11 protein-coding genes are annotated in these 19,888 nt (G+C 62.6%); 7 read left to right on the plus strand and 4 right to left on the minus strand.

Annotated features, from left to right (window positions below):
- The first annotated feature begins 268 nt into the window (after positions 1 to 268).
- The gene (locus SIN04_RS03350) at positions 269 to 442 is read left to right on the plus strand and encodes a DUF1328 domain-containing protein (protein WP_134486139.1); all 174 of its coding nucleotides are present in this window, start codon (positions 269 to 271) and stop codon (positions 440 to 442) included.
- A gap of 783 nt (positions 443 to 1,225) precedes the next feature.
- Here SIN04_RS03350 and SIN04_RS03355 read toward each other — a convergent pair.
- Positions 1,226 to 4,882 (minus strand): vitamin B12-dependent ribonucleotide reductase, encoded by a 3,657-nt coding sequence (locus SIN04_RS03355; protein ID WP_134486141.1) that lies wholly within the window; start codon positions 4,880 to 4,882, stop codon positions 1,226 to 1,228.
- A gap of 273 nt (positions 4,883 to 5,155) precedes the next feature.
- Here SIN04_RS03355 and SIN04_RS03360 point away from each other — a divergent pair, with 273 nt between their 5' ends.
- From SIN04_RS03360 to SIN04_RS03385, 6 genes are all read left to right on the plus strand, one after another.
- Positions 5,156 to 5,557 carry an NADH:ubiquinone oxidoreductase subunit NDUFA12 gene (locus SIN04_RS03360; protein ID WP_134486143.1) on the plus strand — a complete coding sequence of 134 codons (402 nt, stop codon included), beginning with the start codon at positions 5,156 to 5,158 and terminating at the stop codon, positions 5,555 to 5,557.
- 97 nt (positions 5,558 to 5,654) lie between these two features.
- The gene (locus tag SIN04_RS03365; RefSeq protein WP_134486145.1) at positions 5,655 to 6,353 is read left to right on the plus strand and encodes a DUF2155 domain-containing protein; all 699 of its coding nucleotides are present in this window, start codon (positions 5,655 to 5,657) and stop codon (positions 6,351 to 6,353) included.
- 191 nt (positions 6,354 to 6,544) lie between these two features.
- Positions 6,545 to 8,119: a Do family serine endopeptidase gene (locus tag SIN04_RS03370; RefSeq protein ID WP_134486147.1), complete on the plus strand. Its 1,575-nt coding sequence runs from the start codon at positions 6,545 to 6,547 to the stop codon at positions 8,117 to 8,119.
- Between the two features lie 372 nt (positions 8,120 to 8,491).
- On the plus strand, positions 8,492 to 9,175 hold the full coding sequence (locus SIN04_RS03375; protein ID WP_134492231.1) for a response regulator transcription factor: 684 nt from the start codon (positions 8,492 to 8,494) through the stop codon (positions 9,173 to 9,175).
- Complete coding sequence (locus SIN04_RS03380; RefSeq protein ID WP_134486149.1) at positions 9,159 to 10,625, plus strand: sensor histidine kinase; 1,467 nt, start codon at positions 9,159 to 9,161, stop codon at positions 10,623 to 10,625. Before SIN04_RS03375 ends, SIN04_RS03380 begins: the two co-directional genes overlap by 17 nt.
- Positions 10,622 to 13,600, plus strand: coding sequence for a bifunctional [glutamine synthetase] adenylyltransferase/[glutamine synthetase]-adenylyl-L-tyrosine phosphorylase (locus SIN04_RS03385; RefSeq protein ID WP_341264209.1), 2,979 nt, complete (start codon positions 10,622 to 10,624; stop codon positions 13,598 to 13,600). Before SIN04_RS03380 ends, SIN04_RS03385 begins: the two co-directional genes overlap by 4 nt.
- On the opposite strand, the gene SIN04_RS03390 is transcribed toward SIN04_RS03385, so the two are convergent.
- The 3 genes from SIN04_RS03390 to pepN all read right to left on the minus strand — a co-directional run bounded on the left by SIN04_RS03390 (position 13,586) and on the right by pepN (position 19,768).
- Positions 13,586 to 15,970 (minus strand): sensor histidine kinase, encoded by a 2,385-nt coding sequence (locus SIN04_RS03390; RefSeq protein WP_341264210.1) that lies wholly within the window; start codon positions 15,968 to 15,970, stop codon positions 13,586 to 13,588. The genes SIN04_RS03385 and SIN04_RS03390 overlap by 15 nt on opposite strands.
- A gap of 333 nt (positions 15,971 to 16,303) precedes the next feature.
- A complete protein-coding gene (locus tag SIN04_RS03395) occupies positions 16,304 to 16,978 on the minus strand; it encodes an O-methyltransferase (RefSeq protein WP_341264211.1) in 675 nt (224 codons plus the stop codon).
- Positions 16,979 to 17,113: 135 nt separating this feature from the next.
- Entirely contained in the window at positions 17,114 to 19,768 is a 2,655-nt protein-coding gene (gene pepN / locus SIN04_RS03400) for an aminopeptidase N (protein WP_134486154.1), read from the minus strand.
- Positions 19,769 to 19,888 lie beyond the last annotated feature (120 nt).

Raw genomic sequence — 19,888 nt, forward strand, 5'->3', positions numbered from 1 at the left:
CTGATGGGCCGCGCCGCGCGAGCGGCCTCCCCACGCGCCTAGACCATCGCCGACAGTGGCAAGCATTGATGTGAGGCAAAATACGCCTTTTGGGGGAGGGGCGTTCGGCGGCGCGAAGCGGGCGCCTGTCCTGAACGCGGGCGCCCGCTCATCGACGCCGGGCCGATGATCGGGAACAAAGTTGCCGCAATCCCGTTTTTGGCCTGACCTGAACAGGTGGGCGAGGGATTCGCCAGGCTCACATACTCAGGCAGACAGGGGACGCCAAATGCTAAAATGGGCGCTTATTTTCTTTATCGTTTCGATCATCGCCGGCTTTTTCGGATTTTCTGGAGTTTCGGCGACGACAGCGCAGATCGCGAAAATCCTGTTTTTCATCGCCATTGTGATCTTCGTCATCTTCCTTGTGCTCGGCCTGCTGGCTGGCGAAGCCATCTTCTAGCGAGGCGCACGGCTGGCAGAATAAAGAGAAGGCTCCGCGGCGAGCAAAGCGGCTTGCGAAGCAAACGTCGTGGAGGCGGCCGACCGGATGTGCTCGGGTCAGCCGTGCGGTGAATGGGATGGTGTGGCCGCAGAGGGCCAAGCCATCTCCATCGTCCGAGGTTTTGTCATGAGAGTTCGATGCAACGCAGAAAGCATGAAACATACCATTCGGCTTCGCTACGTTGCATCGAGTTTGAGTTTCCAGTGGAAAAGAACGTTCTGCATTTATGCAAATTCCGCTTGCCGACTCGATCAAAAATCCGCTACAAGGCGTCATACACCGGTTGCATTAACGCTTAATTTTCGAATGTTCAGCTAATCTTGCCAAGAAGCGGCGATAGCGTGTGGATCATCCCGCAACGAGGCTGACTTATTCGGGATAATATAGATGGCTAGGTATGCACCATCGTTCGCCCGGAAGATGGATCGCTCAGGCCATCTGGGATGCGCGACACGAATGAATTGCCGGTTCTGATCGCCGGATTGAAGCCAAATTAGATCGCTTACCGTTTCGGTTCTCATTGTTAAACTCCGTCTAGGGTTTGCTGTGAGTAAGGGCGCTTGTGCTTTCATCGGACCAGTTGCATTGGTCCGATGAATAGGCACAGGCGCCGATTCCGTTAGATCTGACTTTACCTTCAGATGATTTATTCTCCTCTCGCTTTGGACAAAAGTTCAACGCCTCTGTAGATGCGCGGCGACGCCGCGCATCTACAGAATTGAATTAACTCGCTATCGAATTTTAGCTACACCCCGTGGTCGCCCCGCATGTGTCGCACTTCAGGCACGTCCCGTTGCGCACGAGCGTAAAATTGCCGCACTCGCCGCAGGCCTCGCCTGTATAACCTTTCATGCGCGCCTGGCTGCGCTTTTCGGCGATCGCCGCGCCCTCTGCCGGCGTCGTCCAGTTGAGCTGGCCGAGTTCCGCCTCGACGTCCTGTTCGAGATTTTCTTTCAACGCTGTGGCGCCTTGCGATCCGCCCTGCACCAGCATCAGCTTGTCGGTCTTCGAGCGCACAAAACCGCTCGACACATATTTCGCTGTCGCGGGCGGCATCGGGCTTTGCGGCTGGCGTCCCTGAGTCTCGCCCTTGCCCAACACATCGGGGCCGATGTCGGTTGGATCGATATGGGCGAGATCGTTGCGGCCAAGGTAGGAGATGGCGAGTTCGCGGAAGATGTAGTCGATGATCGAGGTCGCGTTCTTGATCGCGTCATTGCCCTGCACGAAACCCGCCGGCTCGAAGCGCGTGAAGGTGAAGGCGTCGACATATTCTTCCAATGGCACGCCATATTGCAGGCCGACCGAGATCGCGATGGCGAAGTTGTTCATCAGCGAGCGGAAGGCGGCGCCTTCCTTGTGCATGTCGATGAAAATTTCACCGAGACGGCCGTCGACATATTCGCCGGTGCGCAGATACACCTTGTGGCCGCCGACAACAGCCTTTTGCGTATAACCCTTGCGCCGGTCGGGCAGGCGCTCGCGCTCGCGAATGCGCTCGATCCGCTCGACGACGCGCTCGACGATTTTCTCGGCGACCGCGCTGGCGCGCGCCGGCGCATTGGAGGCGAGCAACACTTCGACCGCTTCCTCGGCTTCCTCGTCATCGTCTTCGATCAGCTGGCTGTTCAAAGGCTGCGACAGTTTCGAGCCGTCGCGGTAGAGCGCATTGGCCTTGAGCCCGAGCCGCCAGGACAGCATGTAGGCTTCCTTGCAATCCTCGATGCTGGCGTCGTTCGGCATGTTGATCGTCTTCGAGATCGCGCCCGAAATGAAGGGCTGCGCGGCGGCCAGCATGCGGATGTGGCTTTCGACCGAGAGGTAGCGTTTGCCGGTGCGCCCGCACGGGCTCGCGCAGTCGAACACGCCATAATGCTCGAGTTTTAGATGCGGCGCCCCTTCGACCGTCATGGCGCCGCAGACATACACATTCGCCGCGTCGATTTCCGCGCGGGAGAAGCCAAGATGAGCGAGCAGATTGAAGTTCTGATCCTCTAGCTTTTCCGCCGGAATCTTCAGCACGCCGCTCAGGAAATCAGCGCCGAGCGTCCATTTGTTGAAGACGAATTTGATGTCGAAGGCGCTCTTCAGCGTCGCCTCCAGCTCGGTGAGTTTTTCCGGCGTAAAGCCCTTGGCGAGCAGGGTATCGTGATTGATCGCGGGCGCGCCTTGCAGCGTCGCGCGCCCGACAGCGAAAGTGATGATATCGTCGATCTCGTGGCCGGCGTAGCCGAGCGAGCGCAGCCCTTCTGGAACGGCGCGGTTGATGATCTTGAAATAGCCGCCGCCGGCGAGCTTCTTGAATTTGACCAGCGCGAAATCGGGCTCGATGCCGGTGGTGTCGCAATCCATCACGAGGCCGATCGTGCCGGTCGGCGCGACGACGGAAACCTGCGCATTGCGATAGCCATGCTTTTCGCCAAGCTCGACGGCTTTTGTCCACGCGGCCTTCGCATGATCGCTGAGCGCCTTGACGCGCAAGGCCGCGTGGTCGAGCGGAACCGGCGCGATCGACAGCGCCTCATAGCCGAAGGCCTCGCCCCTGGCCGCGCGCTTATGATTGCGCATCACGCGCAGCATCGCGCTCGCGTTTTCGGCGTAGCCCTCGAAGGGGCCAAGTTCAGCCGCCATCTCCGCCGAGGCGGCATAGGAGACGCCGGTCAGGATCGACGAGAAAGCGGCGCAGATGGCGCGGCCTTCGTCGCTGTCATAGGCGATGCCGGACGACATCAAAAGGCCGCCGATATTGGCGTAGCCAAGGCCGAGCGTGCGATATCTGTAGGAATTCTCGGCGATCTCCTTTGAGGGAAACTGCGCCATCATCACCGAGATTTCCAGCACGATCGTCCACAGCCGCACGGCGTGTTCGTAAGATTCGACATCGAGCGCGCCCGTCGCCGGATCACGGAACTGCAACAGGTTCAACGAGGCGAGATTGCACGCCGTATCGTCGAGGAACATATATTCGGAGCAGGGGTTCGATGCGACGATCGGACCCGCCGCCGGGCAGGTGTGCCAGTCATTGATCGTCGTGTGATATTGCAGCCCCGGATCGGCGGAGGCCCAGGCGGCGTGGCCGATCTTTTCCCACAGCGCGCGCGCTTTCAGAACCTTGTGCGCCTTGCCGTCGAGCCGGCGCGTCAAGGTCCAGTCGCCATCCTCCTCGACGGCGCGCAAAAAGGCGTCGGTGACGCGCACGGAATTATTGGAATTCTGGCCGGAGACGGTAAGATAGGCTTCCTTGTCCCAGTCGGTGGTGAAGGTTTCGAAGTCGATGTCCGTCTCGCCCTGTCGGGCCATCTGGATCACCTTCTTGATCGAGGCGTCCGGCACGAAAGCGCGTCGCGCCAGCTTGATCTCTCGTCTCAGCGCAGGATTCTTTTCAGGATTGAAGCAATCATCGCCCGGCCCCTCGCAATTGACGCAGGCGCGGAGAATCGCTTTCAGAGCCTTCTTCAGGATTTTCGAGCCGGTGACGAGAGCCGCGACCTTATGCTCCTCGCGCACCTTCCATTCGATGTAATCCTCAATGTCGGGATGATCGGCGTCGACGACGACCATCTTCGCCGCGCGCCGCGTCGTGCCGCCGGATTTGATGGCGCCGGCCGCGCGGTCGCCGATCTTCAGGAACGACATGAGGCCGGAGGATTTGCCGCCGCCCGAAAGCTTCTCGTTCTCGCCGCGCAGTTTTGAGAAATTGGAGCCGGTGCCGGAGCCATATTTGAACAGCCGCGCCTCGCGCACCCAAAGGTCCATGATGCCGCCCTCGTTGACGAGATCGTCGGCGACGGACTGAATGAAGCAGGCGTGCGGCTGCGGATGCTCATAGGCCGTCAGCGATTTGACGAGCTCTTTCGTCTCCGGATCGACGTAATAATGGCCCTGGCTCGGCCCATCGACGCCATAGGCCCAATGCAGGCCGGTGTTGAACCATTGCGGCGAATTGGGCGCGGCGATCTGCTTCGCCAGCATGTAGCGCAGTTCATCGAAAAACGCCTGCGCGTCCGTTTCCGAATCGAAATAGCCGCCCTTCCAGCCCCAATAGGTCCAGGTTCCGGCGAGACGGTCGAACACCTGCCGCGCCGACGTTTCCGACACAAAGCGTTCGGCCTTGGGCAGGGCCGCGAGCGCCTCTTCGTCGGCGTCCGAGCGCCAAAGGAAAGAGGGGATCGCGTTTTCCTCGATTCGCTTCAGCCGCGCAGGAACGCCGGCCTTGCGGAAATATTTTTGCGCCAATACGTCGGCCGCGACCTGGCTCCAGGCGGCCGGGACTTCGATGCTCTCCAGCGCGAACACGACCGAGCCGTCCGGGTTGCGGATTTCGCTATTGGTCGAGCGGAACCCGATCCCGGCGTAAGGGGACTGACCTTCTTTGGTGTAGCGTCGCGCAATGTGCATTGTCGTATCCCCGGAACTTCTTATCACTAGATATAGTAGCTGATCGCTTAAGATGCCGTAAATGTCGTACATCTTTCATCAATGGACAAACGAAAAATTCGCCGGAGTCACAGCAATTCGAGACTTGTGGAGAACTCCCGATTAGGCCATGCGAATCAGGGCAAACCGCCCGCGCGCGATTTGTAACGCCGCACAGGCTGGACAGCGCGGCTGGCGCCAGCCATAAAGGCGCCTCGACGTGGAAAAATCTGCAAAGCCCAAGGCGCGCTGCCGATGAAACTGCTCACGATGATTTTTACCTGGTGGAATGGACAGTCGTTCAACACCTGGTTTTACACTTTGTTGCATGGCAAGGCCGTCGGCAAGGACGAGTTCGGCAACACTTATTACCGCGCGGCCAAGGTCGATCCGGCGCTGGGCTTCGAGCGGCGTTGGGTGATCTACGCCGGCGTCAGCGAGGGCTCGATGACGCCGCCCGGCTGGTATGGCTGGCTCCATCACACGGTCGATACGCCGCCGACGCAGGAGGATTACAAGCCGCGCGGCTGGCAGCTTCCTCATCTGCCCAATCTGACCGGCACGCCGGAAGCCTGGCGCCCGCCGGGGTCGATGCTGCGCGCCAATGCGCGTCCGAAAGCGACAGGCGACTACGACGCCTGGACGCCCGAAGGCTGAGGTTTTCACTCTGGCCAGACAAGCGGATTTCCAGCCTGCCGCCCGACGCCGCCGAGCATGCGCGCCGGTGAGCCCCTCCGCGCGCCGCTGCGCCTCCATGCGATCGCTTCTGTGCGCCGGCGTCGCGGTCTGCGCCGGGCTCGCGCCGCTCGACGGCGCCCTTGCGGACAAGATCAAGCATCCGATCGCAGTGTTTTCCGGCCTCGACAAGATTACCGGGCGAATCATTTCGTTCGAGGTCGCGACCGACGAGACCGTGCAATTCGGCACGCTTCAGATCACCGAGCGCGCCTGCTATACCCGCCCGGCGACCGAGGCGCCGCAGACCGTCACCTTCGTCGAGGTTGACGAAGTCGACGCGAAGAATGACTACAAGCGCATTTTTTCCGGTTGGATGTTCGCGGCGAGCCCCGGCCTGCACGGCATCGAACACCCCGTCTATGATATCTGGCTGACGGATTGCAAAGGCGGCGGCGAAACCATCGCCAGCCCCGAGTCCGCGGCGACCGAACCGAACACGCCCCCGCCGCCGCCGGAAAACGCCGCGCCCGCGCCGAAAAAGCCGGCCTCCAAACCGCGCCGCGTCCAGCCGCAGACGCCGCCGCCGCCCGTCGATGATTTCGGCGACGGGCTGCCGCAGCAAAGTCCTGGCCCCGTGGAAGTCGCGCCGCCGCCGGGCTTCAAGGCTCCGACGCAGCGCCCCCGCCGTCCGGCGGACGATCCGGATTCGCTGGTTCCTCCAGCCGACATACCGAACGGGCGGCCGAGCCAGCGTTTTCCGGGCGACGGTTTCTGACGCGATTTTTGTCGGCCCCTGGCGCAAGTGACCGGCGGTTGGCGAGAGAGGCCGGCTTTAGCTCGGCAAACCTTACCTAAGTTTCATCTCGCCGAAAGAGCGGCGTAAGCAAAGCGCATCCATAGTGCCTCCATCAGCTCGGCGCCAACGCCGCAGCGCTGTCATAACGGCCACGATGGAGATATTGATCAATGGCTCTTCCCTTGCTTCCCGGCCCCGATCAGACAGGCGCCCCGCATAACGCGCCGCGCCGCCCGCAAGGACTTCGCCTCGCGCTGCTCGGCGCCGTGGCGACGGTCGCCCTGACCGGAGCGCTCGCGAATAGTTTCATCTCGACGCAACCGGCGATCGCCGAGACCTCGGCTCAGGCGGCTCCGGCGGCCTCGCCGGTTTCCTTCGCCGACGTTGTCGACCATGTCCGCGACGCCGTCGTCTCCGTCAAAGTCAAGATCACCGAAACCGCCGACGCGAGCGACAGCGAAGGCGATGACGACAGCGACGCCCCGAGCAGCCCCGTTCCCCATCTTGCTCCCGGCGATCCTCTCGAGCGCTTCTTCAAGCGCTTCGGCGAGCAGGGCGCACCGCATCAGTTCGGCCCGGCGCGCCCGCACACCGCGCAGGCTCAAGGCTCGGGCTTCATCATTTCGTCGGACGGCTATGTCGTGACCAACAATCACGTGGTCGAGAAAGCGACCGACGTGACCCTGACGACGGATGAGGGCAAGACTCTCCATGCCAAGGTCGTCGGCACCGACAAGAAGACCGACCTCGCGCTGCTCAAGATCACGGAGCCGGGCGCCTATCCGCACGTCAATTTCGCGGGCGCGACCCCGCGCGTCGGCGATTGGGTTATCGCCGTCGGCAATCCGTTCGGCCTTGGCGGCACTGTGACGGCGGGCATCGTCTCGGCTCGCGGCCGCGATATCGGCGCCGGCCCCTATGACGACTTCCTGCAGATCGACGCGCCAGTCAATCGCGGCAACTCAGGCGGACCGACCTTCAACACCCAGGGCGACGTCGTCGGCGTCAACACCGCGATCTTCTCGCCCTCGGGCGGCAGCGTTGGCATCGGCTTCGCCATTCCGGCGGAGACGGCGCAGTCGATCATCGCCACGCTGAAGGACAAGGGCTCCGTCGCCCGCGGCTGGATTGGCGTGCAGATTCAGCCTGTCACCGATGAAATCGCCGATAGCCTCGGCCTCAAGTCGAGCAAGGGCGCGCTGGTCGCGGACGCGCAGGATAATTCCCCTGCGAAAGAGGCGGGCATCAAATCCGGCGACGTCATTTTGGGCGTCAATGGCGAGCGCGTCGATGGTCCGCGCGATCTTGCAAAGAAGGTGGCGGCGCTCGGGCCGGGCAAGAAGGCTGATCTTCTTTACTGGCACGACGGGTCAGAGAAGACGGTCGCGGTCAAGCTCGGGTCGCTTCCTGACGATAGCAAGGCGGGCTCGAAGCCCGCGGCTCTGGCGGATAATTCCGCATTGACTGGCCTTGGCCTGAAGCTCGCCCCGGCGTCGTCCATTCAGGGCGCGGGCAGCGATGGCGTCGTCGTCGCGGACATCAATCCCGATGGCGTCGCTGCGCAAAAGGGCCTTCGCGTCGGCGACGTGATCCTCGAGGCGGGCGGTCACGCGGTCAGCAAGCCGTCGGATATCTCTTCGGTAATCGCCGACGCCAAGAAGGATGGCCGCAAAGCCGTGCTGCTTCGCGTCAAGAGCGGCGAAGGCACGCGCTTCGTCGCGATTGCGACCAATCCGGCTTCCTAAAGCATGAACCCGAAAAGTTGCAGACTTTTCGGACAAGTTCATGCGGCCGGCGCGGCGCCAAAAAAGCATGAACCCGAAAAGTTGCAGACTTTTCGGACAAGTTCATGCGGCCGGCGCGGCGCCAAAAAAGCATGAACCCGAAAAGTTGCAGACTTTTCGGACAAGTTGACGCGGCGAATTAAGTGACGCCGGGCATGATCGCTTCAATTTTGAAGAGGGCTTTCAAAGTTTCAGCTTCCTAAGTCTCGGCTGCGAGACTTTTGCGAGTCCGCGACGGGTCGCCCCCCGCCACGGCGCGGGCTCCAGGACGCGACAGGCCGGGAGGCGACTCCCGGCCTGCTGCTTTTTCAGGAAATGAGTATTATGTCCCTTATGCGCATACTTATCGTCGAAGATGATTCGGAAGCGGCCAACTACATGGCCAAGGCGTTTCGCGAAGCGGGGCACGTCGCAGATCACGTGGGCGACGGACTGGAAGGCTACGCCCGCGCGCGCGAAGAAGATTACGACGTCCTGATCGTCGATCGCATGTTGCCGAAGCTCGACGGGCTCTCGCTCATCGGCGGCCTTCGCTCGCAGAAGATCGAGACGCCGGCGCTGATCCTGTCGGCGCTCGGCCAGGTCGATGACCGCGTCAAGGGCCTGCGCGCCGGCGGCGATGATTATCTTGCAAAGCCTTATGCTTTTTCTGAACTTCTTGCGCGCGTCGAAGTTTTGGCGCGGCGTAAGCAGACGGGAACGGGAGAGGAAACGGTTTATCGCGTCAATGGCCTGGAACTTGACCGCTTGGCCCACAAGGTCACGCGGGAAGGCAAGGAAATCCAGCTCCAGCCGCGTGAATTTCGGCTGCTGGAATATTTGATGAAGCACGCCGGGCAAGTGGTGACGCGGACCATGCTGCTCGAAAATGTATGGGACTATCATTTCGATCCGCAGACCAATGTCATTGACGTTCATATTTCCCGGCTGCGGGGCAAGATCGACAAGGGTTTCGAGCCGCCCCTTCTGCAAACCATTCGCGGCGCGGGATATATGATCCGTGACGGCTCTCGCTAGGCTTTTTCGCACGACGGTTTTCAAAGTATCGCTGGCTTATCTGGTGATATCGGCGATCGGCGCGGGACTGGTCCTTGGCAGCGTCGGCGACAATGTGAAGATGCTGATCAACCAGCAGATCGCCCAAACGGTCGACGCCGACATCGGCGGACTGGCTGAGCAATATGCGCAAGGCGGCATCCGCGGCCTCGTCGAAAGCGTCGAAAAGCGGACGCAGCGGCCGGGCGCCGATCTCTATCTCGTCACCACAGCGGCGGGCGAGCCGATCGCGGGCAACATCAAAAATCTGCCGCTAGGCGTCCTGGAGCGTCCGGGGCTTGTCGAGACCGCCTATGAGCCGGCGGGAGGCGTCGGCAAGAAGCGCCGCGCCATGGCGCGCATCTTCGCGCTCCCGGGCGGCTTCCGGCTGCTTGTCGGACATGACCTCGAGGAAGGCGAGAGCCTGCGCCATATTCTCGGCGGCGCGCTGCTCACTTCCCTGTTCTGGCTGGTGGTCATTGGCACGCTCGGCGGCCTATGGGTGGCGCGACGCGTGCTCAATCGCGTCGAGGCCATCAACGCCAACGCCCGAACGATCGTCGCCGGCGATCTCTCCGGCCGGCTGCCCGTCGCCGGCACGGGCGATGAACTCGACAGGCTGGTCCAGAACCTCAACGCCATGCTCGACCGCATCGGCGAACTCATGGCTGGCGTCAAGCAGGTCTCGGATAATATCGCGCATGATCTCAAGACGCCGCTGACGCGTTTGCGCAGCCGCGCCGAGCAGGCTCTGCAATTCGGCAAAACGGCTGAGGACTATCGCAGCGCGCTGGAAAAAGTGATCGAGGAATCCGACCGCCTGATCCATATTTTCGACGCCCTCCTGAATATCGCCCGGGCGGAGGCGGGCTCAGGGCGCGAAGGCATGATCGATTTCGACGCAGAATGTGTGACGCGCGACGTCGGCGAACTCTATGAGCCGGCGGCCGAGGAACGAGGCTTCGTCCTGAAAATCGACGCCGAGCCCAATCTCATGGTTCATGGCAGCCGCGAGCTTGTCGGACAGGCGATTGCAAACCTCGTCGACAATGCGCTGAAATATGGCGGCGAGGCGGAGGAGCAGACCGCTGGCGCGCAGTCTCGCGCAACCGTCGAGCGCATCGTCGAACTGTCCGCGCATCGCTGTGGCCCTCACGTCGAGATCAGCGTCGCCGATCATGGCCCGGGTATCCCGGAGGCCGATCGCATACGCGTCCTCGATCGTTTCGTGCGGCTGGAGAATTCGCGCTCGCGGCCGGGATCGGGGCTTGGCCTCTCTCTGGCCGCCGCCGTCGCGCGGCTGCATAACGGCTCGTTACGAATCGAGGATAATGCGCCGGGCCTGCGCGTCGTCATCGCTCTGCCTGCGATCGCTATCGTGCGCGAACCGCCGCCGCGACTGGCGCTTCCGCCGCCGGAGGCCGCGGCGTGACCGAACGAAAGCCGCAGAACCCGGCGCGCGCCGCCGACAGGCCTGAGGGCGAGGCCGATCTGCCGTTGTATCGGCGTCTGCGTCAGGCCCCGCGCCTCACGGATCGGCGCCGCGCGCGCGCGGGGGTCGATGATCTCCTTCAATCCGATGCGGCGGCTGATCTTCGCGCTCTCGCCGGCGAGCCTCACGTCAAGCCACTGCTCGAGGCGCTGGCCGATCATTCGCCCTTTCTGTGGCGCCTTGCGGCTTGCGATCCTGGCCGCCTCGCGCAATGCCTTTTGAGCGATCCGGACGCGCGGATTGACGCCTGCCTCAAAGCGATGAGCGCGGCCTGCGACGAGACAGCGGATGAGGCCGTCGCCATGCGCATCTTGCGCCGGGCGAAGCAGGAAACCGCGCTTTTGATCGCGCTCGAGGACCTTGGCGGCGTCACTGACGTTGTGCGCACGACCGCCGCGCTTTCACGCGCGGCTGACGCCTTCCTCAAAGCCGCTTTGCGCTTTCTGCTGCGCGAGGCCCATCACGCCGGCAGCCTGAAGCTTGCCTCATTGGCGGAGCCCGAGACAGGCTGCGGCCTCGTCATTCTCGCGCTCGGCAAGCTCGGCGCGAATGAGCTCAACTATTCAAGCGACGTCGATCTCGCGGTTTTTTACGATCCCGAATCGTCAGCCCTGGCCGAAGGGGCGGCGGCCTCCGCCGTCTTTGTTCGCCTGACGAAGCGCCTCGTCAAACTCTTGCAGGAGCGGACGGTCGATTCCTACGTGCTGCGGGTGGATTTGCGGCTGCGGCCGGACCCTGGCTCGACAGCCGTCGCGGTCTCGCTTCCCGCCGCCTACAGCTATTACGAAATGCTCGGCCAGAACTGGGAGCGCGCCGCCTATATCAAGGCGCGTCCGGCCGCAGGCGATAGCGCGCTCGGCCGGACGTTTCTCGCGACCCTGACGCCGTTCATCTGGCGTAAATATTTCGACTACGCCGCCATCGCCGACATTCACGCCATGAAGCGGCAGATCCACGCCGTGCGCGGCCATGCCGAAGTCACCGTGCCGGGCCACGACGTCAAGCTCGGCCGCGGCGGCATTCGCGAGATTGAATTCTTCGTCCAGACCCAGCAATTGATCTTCGGCGGAAAAAGGCCGAACCTTCGCGGCTCGCGCACGCTCGACATGCTCGCCGAACTTGGCGCCGACGGCTGGGTGACGGGCGAGGCGGTGAACGATCTCAGCGCCGCTTACGTCATCCTGCGCGAAGTCGAGCACCGTCTGCAGATGGTGGCCGACGAACAGACGCAGCGCCTGCCTGCCGATCGCGAAGAATTGTCGCGCTTTTCGCGCTTTTGCGGCTTTGCGAAAGAACAGGATTTCGAAACCTCCCTCATGCGCCACATGGGCCGGGTTTCCCATCATTACGCGCGCCTGTTCGAGGATGCGCCGGCGCTTGACGCCGAAGTCGGCAGTCTCGTCTTCGCCGGCGCCGAAGCCGATCCCGAGACGCTGGAGACGCTGGCGCGGCTTGGCTTCAAGGAGCCGGCCAAGGCTTTGGAGACGATCAGAGGTTGGCATTTTGGCCGACGGCCCGCGGTGCGCACGCCGCATGCGCGGGAGGTTTTGACCGAACTTGTTCCAGGGCTCGTTCAGGCCTTCGCGAGTTCAGGCGATCCCGACATGGCGCTTGCCGGTTTTGACAGCGCGCTCGCGCGCATGCCCGCGGCGGTCGAACTCTTCTCGCTCCTGAAATCGAACCCGCGGCTTTGCGAATTATTCGCCGATATTCTTGGCGGCGCCCCGCGCCTTGCGCGCATGGTCATCAACAATCCGCATATCCTCGACGCGACGGTCGATCCGCGCATCCTCGAAACGCCAATAGATGACAGCGTTTACGGGCAGCGCGCCGCGCGGCTCCTTGGAGCCTCGGCGCATCTTGAGGAATTTCTTGATGCGCTGCGCGATTTCGCCAAGGAAGAGATGTTTCCGATCGGGCTCAAGCTCATGTCGGGGGCGATCAGCCCGATGGCGGCGGCGCGCGACTATTCCTCGCTCGCTGGCGCCATCGTCGAGGCGGCGCTCGCCTTTATCGAGCGCCTTTTCGCCACCGAACACGGCCGCGTGCCGGCAGGGCGCTGCATTGTCCTTGGTCTTGGCAAGCTCGGCTCATACGAGATGACCGCGGCGTCCGATCTCGACCTTATTCTCATCTATGATTTCGACCGCGACCGTCCGGAGTCGGACGGCGCCCGGCCATTGCATGCCGTGCAGTATTACACGCGCATCGCACAGCGCCTCATTTCAGCTTTGACGGTCGCGACGAAACGCGGCCCGCTTTATGAGGTTGATATGCGCCTGCGTCCGTCTGGGCGCCAGGGCCCGGTGGCGACGCAGCTTCGCAGTTTCGTCGAATATCAAAACAACGCGGCGGAAACCTGGGAGCATATGGCGCTGACGCGCGCGCGGCCTGTCGCCGGCGACTGTGGCCTCAGCCTTGAGACGGGCGAGGCCATCCGCGCCGTTCTGATGCGCGAGCGTCCCGCGAAACTGGCGCGCGAGGTCGTCGAAATGCGCAAGCTGATCGCAAGCGTCAAGGGCGACAAGGACCCCTGGGATTTGAAGCTGGCGTCCGGGGGCCTCATCGACATCGAGTTCCTCGCGCAATATCTGCTGCTGCGCCACGCGCACGCACATCCCTCGCTGATCAGCGTTTCGACATCGGCGGTGCTCGAGACCGCAGCGGAACTCCGCTTGATCGAGCGCGAGGATGCGCGAACGCTGCTCGACGCCCTTCGCTTGATGACGAATGTCACGCAAATGCTGCGGCTGACCCTCGACCCTGGCGCCGATCCACGCCTTGCGAGCGAAGCCGTGCAGCGCCGCCTCGCCAACGCCGCTGAACTGCCGAGCATCAGCGCTCTGGAAAGCGATCTCGTCGAGGCGCGCTCGAAGGTGCGCGCGATTTTCAGGCAGGTGCTATCCGCGCACTGAAGCGCGCAGTTTTTGCGGCGGGGCGTGCGGGCGGCGCGGCGCGGCCGCCGCCATCAGCAGCTTCTGGCGCGGCGCGTCGCGCGATTGCGGCAGATGCACGAGGACAATGGTGCCGGAGCCGACGGTTGAGCGAATACGCATCGAGCCGCCATGTAGATCGACGAGCGAGCGCGCGATCGCGAGGCCAAGCCCCGAGCCCTTCATGCCATTGTCGAGGCCGCCGTCCAACTGTTCGAACGGCCGACCTAGCCGCGCCAGCGGCGCCGCCGCGATGCCCATGCCGGTGTCCTCCACATAAACGTTGAGGGCTCCCTGGACGATGCGCGTGCGTACGCTGACGCGCCCGTCATTGGGCGTAAATTTCACGGCGTTGCGAAGAAGGATAGTAAGGATTTTCTCGAAAGCGTCGCGATCGGCGTGAATGCGCTTCTCAGGCAAGGTTTCGGCGATGACAGTGATGTCTTTCTCGCGCGCGATCTGTTCGATCGTCGAGACGGCGCGCTTGACCGCCGTGTCGATGTCGAAATCAGTCTTTTGCAGGCGCACGCGGCCGGCCTCGAGGCGCGACATGTCGAGAACATCGGATATGACGCCCAGCAGATATTCGCCGCTCTGTTTGATGTCGCTGGAATAGTCGACATATTTGCTGGAGCCGAGCGGGCCGAACGTTTCCTGCTGCATCAATTCGGAGAAACCGATGATGGCGTTCAGGGGCGTTCGCAATTCATGGCTCATATTAGCGAGGAATTCCGACTTTGCGCGGTTGGCCGTTTCAGCCTCGGCTTTCTGTTCGAGATATTTCTCGGCGAGATCGGCGAGCTGCTGCGCCTGGACTTCCAGCGTCTGACGAGATTTGCGCAGGTCCGCGACGGTCGCCATCAAACGGCGTTCGCTCTCCATCAACTGTTCTTCATGACGCTTCAGGGTGGTGATGTCGGTGCCGACGGAAACATAGCCGCCGTCCTTGGTGCGCCGTTCGTTGATCTGTAGCCAGCGCCCGTCAGCGAGCCGCGCTTCGTAGGTCCGGGCGCCGGCCTGAGGCCTCTCGCCGAGCGCTGTCTGCGCCTGGATGAGCGGCGGGGTGCCCCGCTCCATGACCTGGGCGTAAGGCGTTCCGGCGGTGACGGCCTCGCTCGACAGATTGTGGAATTTCTGGAACTTCGAATTGCACATGACGAGTTGATTGTCGGCGTCCCAGAGGACGAAGGCTTCCGACACCGATTCAATAGCGTCGCGCAGGCGCAGGTCAGCCGTGGCGGAGCGTTCCGCAAGCGTCTTTTGCTCAGTGATGTCGACGCAGATGCCGACGAGATGGGGCGTTGATCCCGGCCGTTCGCGCACGAGTTCGGCGCGCGCGCGCAGCCAAACCCATTCGCCCCTGACATTTTGCATCCGGAAGGCGTGGTCGACGCTCTCGGCTTTCGATGCGGTCAGCATTTCCGCGATGGCGGCAAGATCGCCATCTTGCGGATGCACCAGCGTGTTGATGTCTCCGAAGGAGAGAAAATTGCCGACGGGCGCCATGCCGAGGATTTCATACATCGAATCCGACCAGTAGATCCGTCCACGCGCGAGATCCCAGTCCCAAAGCCCGCATCGGCCGCGCGTCAGGGCGGTGTCGATGCGATCGCGTACGCGATCGCAGATGCGATCGGATTCGCGTGCGCGGGACGCCTGCCAGAAATAGGCGACCGCGAGCGCGATGAGTACGAGAGTGGTCGAGACGAGGAGAACGGCGGTGCGCAACGCGGCGGTGCGCCATTCGGCGAGAATCGACGACATCGGCGCGATGAAGGCGATCTGCCCCAGCGGCGCGCGCAAGTTGCGCACGGTCGCGAGGGCGTCCGTGCCGTCGGCGAGATTGATGCGAAGGACACCGGCCTTTTCGGCGAAAATGGTCAGCGGTTGCGCCACGCCAAGATAGTCGGTGAGTGAGCCTCTCACCCGTTCGGAGCCTGGGGCGGATGCGATGACGTCGCCGGCGAGGTTTGTGATCAGCACCTGTTGTCCGCGGGCGATGGCGCGTGAGGGGACCGTATCAGCGAGCGCGGCGCCGATATCGCTCTGCGGCGTCTGTTTCAGAATGTCACGAAGATCGTCGGTGACGACGGCGGAGAGCAGCTCGAGGTCGGAAAGGGCGTCGGAGACGGTGCGGTCATACGAATCATGCGCCATCACGCTCGTCATGGCGATGAGGGCTGCGATGAAGAGAACGACCATCGCGGGAACGCCGCGACGCACCCAGATCTCGAGACTTCCTATCCCGGAGAGCGCAGTCCGCGCCGACGCGGCGTGAAGCGCCGGAGTCCCGGCAAGTTCTAGCAATGCGTCTGCATGCGCAGACGCATCAGCCGCGTTTGCACGCGCCATGTCAGGCCCCCTCGAAACTTGACCGGAGTGATGTGCCGCACCTCTCCGAGTCGAGAATCATGAGACTCCGACTTCGCTTTTTTGTCCAGAAAATTCATTAAGAATGAATGTAATTTTTAAGCTTGACGGCAGATCCTGATGCGCTCTCGCAAAAAATCCGCATCAATTGCGTAAGTATTTGAAAAAGAAGCGTTTGCGCGTTGGTCCTGCGTCCGGGAAACAGCTCGCCTCCGGGGCGAAAAGATCGTAAAAACAATTGCGTAGGTGAAGGACGCCAAGCGCCGCGGCGGCGAGGCGCGGCCCCTCGCGCAGCCTTAAGCCGCGCGGCTTCGCTCAAGGATCAGCGGTGACCAGCACCAGCGCGAAACCGTCATAGCCTTTGCCGCCAACCGTCTGAATCGCCGTTGCGTCGACGCGCGTTTCGCAGGAGAGAATCTCATTGAACCGCCGCACGCCCTTGACGTCGGGATCGGCGCTGTCAGGGTCGATCACCGCGCCTTTGCGCACGACATTATCGACAATGATGAGGCTTCCGCGGCGCGATAAACCAAGGGCGAAGTTGAAATAGGCCGGAATGTTCGCCTTGTCGGCGTCGATGAAAAAAAGATCGAAGGGGCCAAGGCGCTCCATCGACAATTGCGGCAGCGTATCGAGCGCCTGGCCGAGCCGCAGTTCGATCTGGCCGGCAAGTCCTGCCCGCGCAAAATTGGCGCGCGCGACTTCAGCATGTTTGGGATCGGCCTCGAGCGTAATCAGACGCCCCTCGGGCGGCAGGGCCCGCGCGAGCCAGATCGTGCTGTAGCCGCCGAGCGTTCCGATTTCGAGAATGCTTCTTGCCCCCTGGATGCGCGCCAGAAGCTGCAGGAGCTTTCCCTGATTGGGCGCGACCTGGATCGAGGGAAGGCCGGCGGCGGCGCTCGCCTCCAGCGCGGCGTCGAGCGCCGGATCGCCGGGCGCGAGAAGGTCACAGATATAAGAGTCGACGGCGGTCCAGAGCTGCTCGCTCATTCGTTCGTCCTTTGGTTTGCATTCGTCCTTTGGCTTGAAAGCGGCGCGTGAGGAAGGCTTCCAACTCTTCAAAGTCCGAAAGCCCTCTCTTTCCCTTATCGTCCTGATGCGTTCCTATGCGCTTTGCCGGATCAGCTAGCCGAGCGAACGCTCGACAATGTCCTTGACGTCCGCTGAAAGCGCGCCCTCGGCGGCGATGCGGCGCAGCGCCGCCTCTGCGAGCCCCCGCCGTTTCGCCTCGAGCGAGCGCCAGCTCTTAAAGGCGGCGAGCAGCCGGGCGGCGACCTGCGGGTTTTTCTGGTCGAGATCGAGCACGACGCCGGCGACAAAATCATAGCCGCTTCCGTCCGGCGCGTTGAAGCGCGTCTGGTTTCCGGTTGCGAAGGCGCCGATAAGCGAGCGCACCCGGTTCGGATTTTGAAGCGAAAAGGCGGCGTGGCGCATCAGCTTCTGAATCCGCTCGAGCGTGTCGGTTTCGGGGATCATCGCCTGCAGCGCGAACCATTTGTCGATCACCAGAGCCTCAGCGGCGTGGCGGCGATAGAATGTGTCGAGCGCCCCCTCCCGCAACGAGCCCGCCTTCTGCGCCAACGCGCCGAGGGCGGCGATCTCATTGGTCATTGTGTCGGCGGCCTCGAACTGGCGGGCGGCGAGGCGGGCGCCTTCCGCTGGCTCGCCCGCGCAATAAAGATCGAGCGCGGCGTTGCGCAAGGCGCGGCGGCCGGCGGCCTCGGCGTCAGGCGAATAAGGCCCGTTCTCGGCGTGCCGCGCATAGGCGGAGAGAAGACCGGCGGCGAGGCTTTTGCCGATCGCCTGCCGCAACGCGTCGCGCGCGGCGTGAATGGCGTCGGGATCGACATCCTCGCCCATATCGCGGGCAATGTCGGCCTCGCTCGGCAAGGTGATCATCTGCGCCGTATAAGCGGGGTCCGAGCTTTTATTGAGGACGACGCCGAGCGCGTCGATGAAGCCCTGATCGTGGCGCGCTTCGCCGCCGCCGCGGATATTGGCGACCGAGCGCAGCAACAGCCGGCTGGCGTAGGTCTGCGCCGCCTGCCAGCGGTTGAAGCTGTCGCTGTCATGCGCGATGAGCGTGATGAGATCGGCTTCGCTGGCCGGATAGTCGAGCCGCACGGGAGCCGAAAAACCGCGCAGCAGGGAAGGCACCGGACGGCTCGGCACGTCGAGGAAAGTGATCTTCCGGCTCGGAGCCGAAAGCTCGAAGACGGCGCGTGAAATCTCCAGCGCGCTGGCGCCGTTCTGGGCGCCGACCTTCAGCGGCAAATCGCCATCGCGGCCGACGAGGCCAAGCGCGATCGGAATGACGAAAGGCTCCTTGTGGTCCTGTCCCGGCGTCGGCTTCGAGGATTGCCGGAATTCAAGCGTAAACGTTCGCGCCGCCGCGTCATAAGCGCCATTCGCCTCAACGAGCGGCGTTCCGGATTGATGATACCAGCGCGAGAACGCCGTCAGATCGCGGTTGGCGGCTTCCGCGAAACAGGAGATGAAATCTTCGATCGTCGCCGCCGTCCCGTCATAGCGATCGAAATAAAGATCCATGCCCCTGGCGAAGGCCTCTTCGCCGATCAGCACTTTCAGCATGCGGATCACTTCGGCGCCCTTCTCATAGATCGTCGCCGTGTAGAAATTATTGATCTCATGATAGGTCTCAGGCCGCACATTATGGGCGAGCGGGCCTGCGTCCTCGGGAAATTGCGCGGCCCGCAACGCGCGCACGTCGGCGATGCGATGAACCGCGCGCGAGCGCATGTCCGAGGAGAATTCATGGTCGCGGAAGACCGTGAGGCCTTCCTTGAGGCAGAGCTGGAACCAGTCGCGGCAGGTGATGCGGTTGCCGGTCCAGTTATGGAAATATTCATGCGCGATCACGGCCTCGATATGGGCGTAATCGGCGTCCGTCGCAGTCGCGGGCGAGGCGAGCACATATTTGTCGTTGAAGATGTTGAGGCCCTTATTCTCCATCGCGCCCATGTTGAAATCGGACACGGCGACGATATTGAACACGTCGAGGTCATATTCCCGGCCGAAAGCGGTCTCGTCCCAGGCCATCGACCGCTTGAGCGCATCCATGGCGTAAGCGGCGTGCGGCTCCTTGCCGTGTTCGACATGAATGCCAAGCGCGACCTTGCGGCCCGACTTCGTGATGAATTCATCGTGAACGGAGCCGAGATCGCCGCCGACCAGAGCGAACAGATATGAGGGTTTTGGAAAGGGGTCGCGCCAGACCGCGTAATGGCGCTTGCCTCCTTCGAGATCGCCCGCCTCGATCAAATTTCCGTTGGAGAGAAGCAGCGGCGCCTCCGAGCGATCCGCCTCGATGCGCACCGTATAGACGCTGAGCACGTCAGGCCGGTCGAGAAAATAGGTGATGCGGCGAAAACCCTCCGGCTCGCACTGGGTGCAATAGGCGGAGCCCGAGCGATAGAGGCCCATCAGGCGCGTGTTCGCCGATGGGTCGATTTCCGTCTCGATCTCCAGTGCGAATGGCCGCTGCGGCGGCGCTGCGAGCGTCAGTTGATCCGGGCTGAGCAAGGCTTTGTCGAGGTCGATCGCCTCGCCGTCCAGCGTGATCCGCCTTGCGTTGAGCCCGTCCCCGTCCAGAACCAGCGCGGCGTCGCGCCGGCCATGTGGATTGGGCCGAATGCTGAGGCGCGAGACGATCCGGGTCGCGGTCGCGTGGAGCTTGACATCGAGATCGACCGCGTCAATCAGATAGTCTGGAGCCTTGTAGTCTTTCAGGCGAACGGGTTCGGCACTGTCGGTACGCATCAAAACCTCAACACAAGGCGGCGGCAAAAGGGCTCGCGGGTCGAGCCGATCATAGGGCTTGCGCCGGCGAGGCGTAAAGTGCGGGTGCGATGCAAAGGATCAGCACGCAAACAAGTTATT

This window comes from Methylocella tundrae (genome assembly GCF_038024855.1).
Classification (GTDB): domain Bacteria; phylum Pseudomonadota; class Alphaproteobacteria; order Rhizobiales; family Beijerinckiaceae; genus Methylocapsa; species Methylocapsa tundrae.

What these genes read in the sequence shown, in the direction of transcription:
- SIN04_RS03350 (WP_134486139.1), top strand. Translation starts at nt 269, where the DNA reads ATGCTAAAATGGGCGCTTATTTTCTTTATCGTTTCGATCATCGCCGGC.
- SIN04_RS03355 (WP_134486141.1), bottom strand. Translation starts at nt 4,882, where the DNA reads ATGCACATTGCGCGACGCTACACCAAAGAAGGTCAGTCCCCTTACGCC.
- pepN (WP_134486154.1), bottom strand. Translation starts at nt 19,768, where the DNA reads ATGCGTACCGACAGTGCCGAACCCGTTCGCCTGAAAGACTACAAGGCT.
- SIN04_RS03390 (WP_341264210.1), bottom strand. Translation starts at nt 15,970, where the DNA reads ATGGCGCGTGCAAACGCGGCTGATGCGTCTGCGCATGCAGACGCATTG.
- SIN04_RS03375 (WP_134492231.1), top strand. Translation starts at nt 8,492, where the DNA reads ATGCGCATACTTATCGTCGAAGATGATTCGGAAGCGGCCAACTACATG.
- SIN04_RS03370 (WP_134486147.1), top strand. Translation starts at nt 6,545, where the DNA reads ATGGCTCTTCCCTTGCTTCCCGGCCCCGATCAGACAGGCGCCCCGCAT.
- SIN04_RS03365 (WP_134486145.1), top strand. Translation starts at nt 5,655, where the DNA reads ATGCGATCGCTTCTGTGCGCCGGCGTCGCGGTCTGCGCCGGGCTCGCG.
- SIN04_RS03360 (WP_134486143.1), top strand. Translation starts at nt 5,156, where the DNA reads ATGAAACTGCTCACGATGATTTTTACCTGGTGGAATGGACAGTCGTTC.
- SIN04_RS03395 (WP_341264211.1), bottom strand. Translation starts at nt 16,978, where the DNA reads ATGAGCGAGCAGCTCTGGACCGCCGTCGACTCTTATATCTGTGACCTT.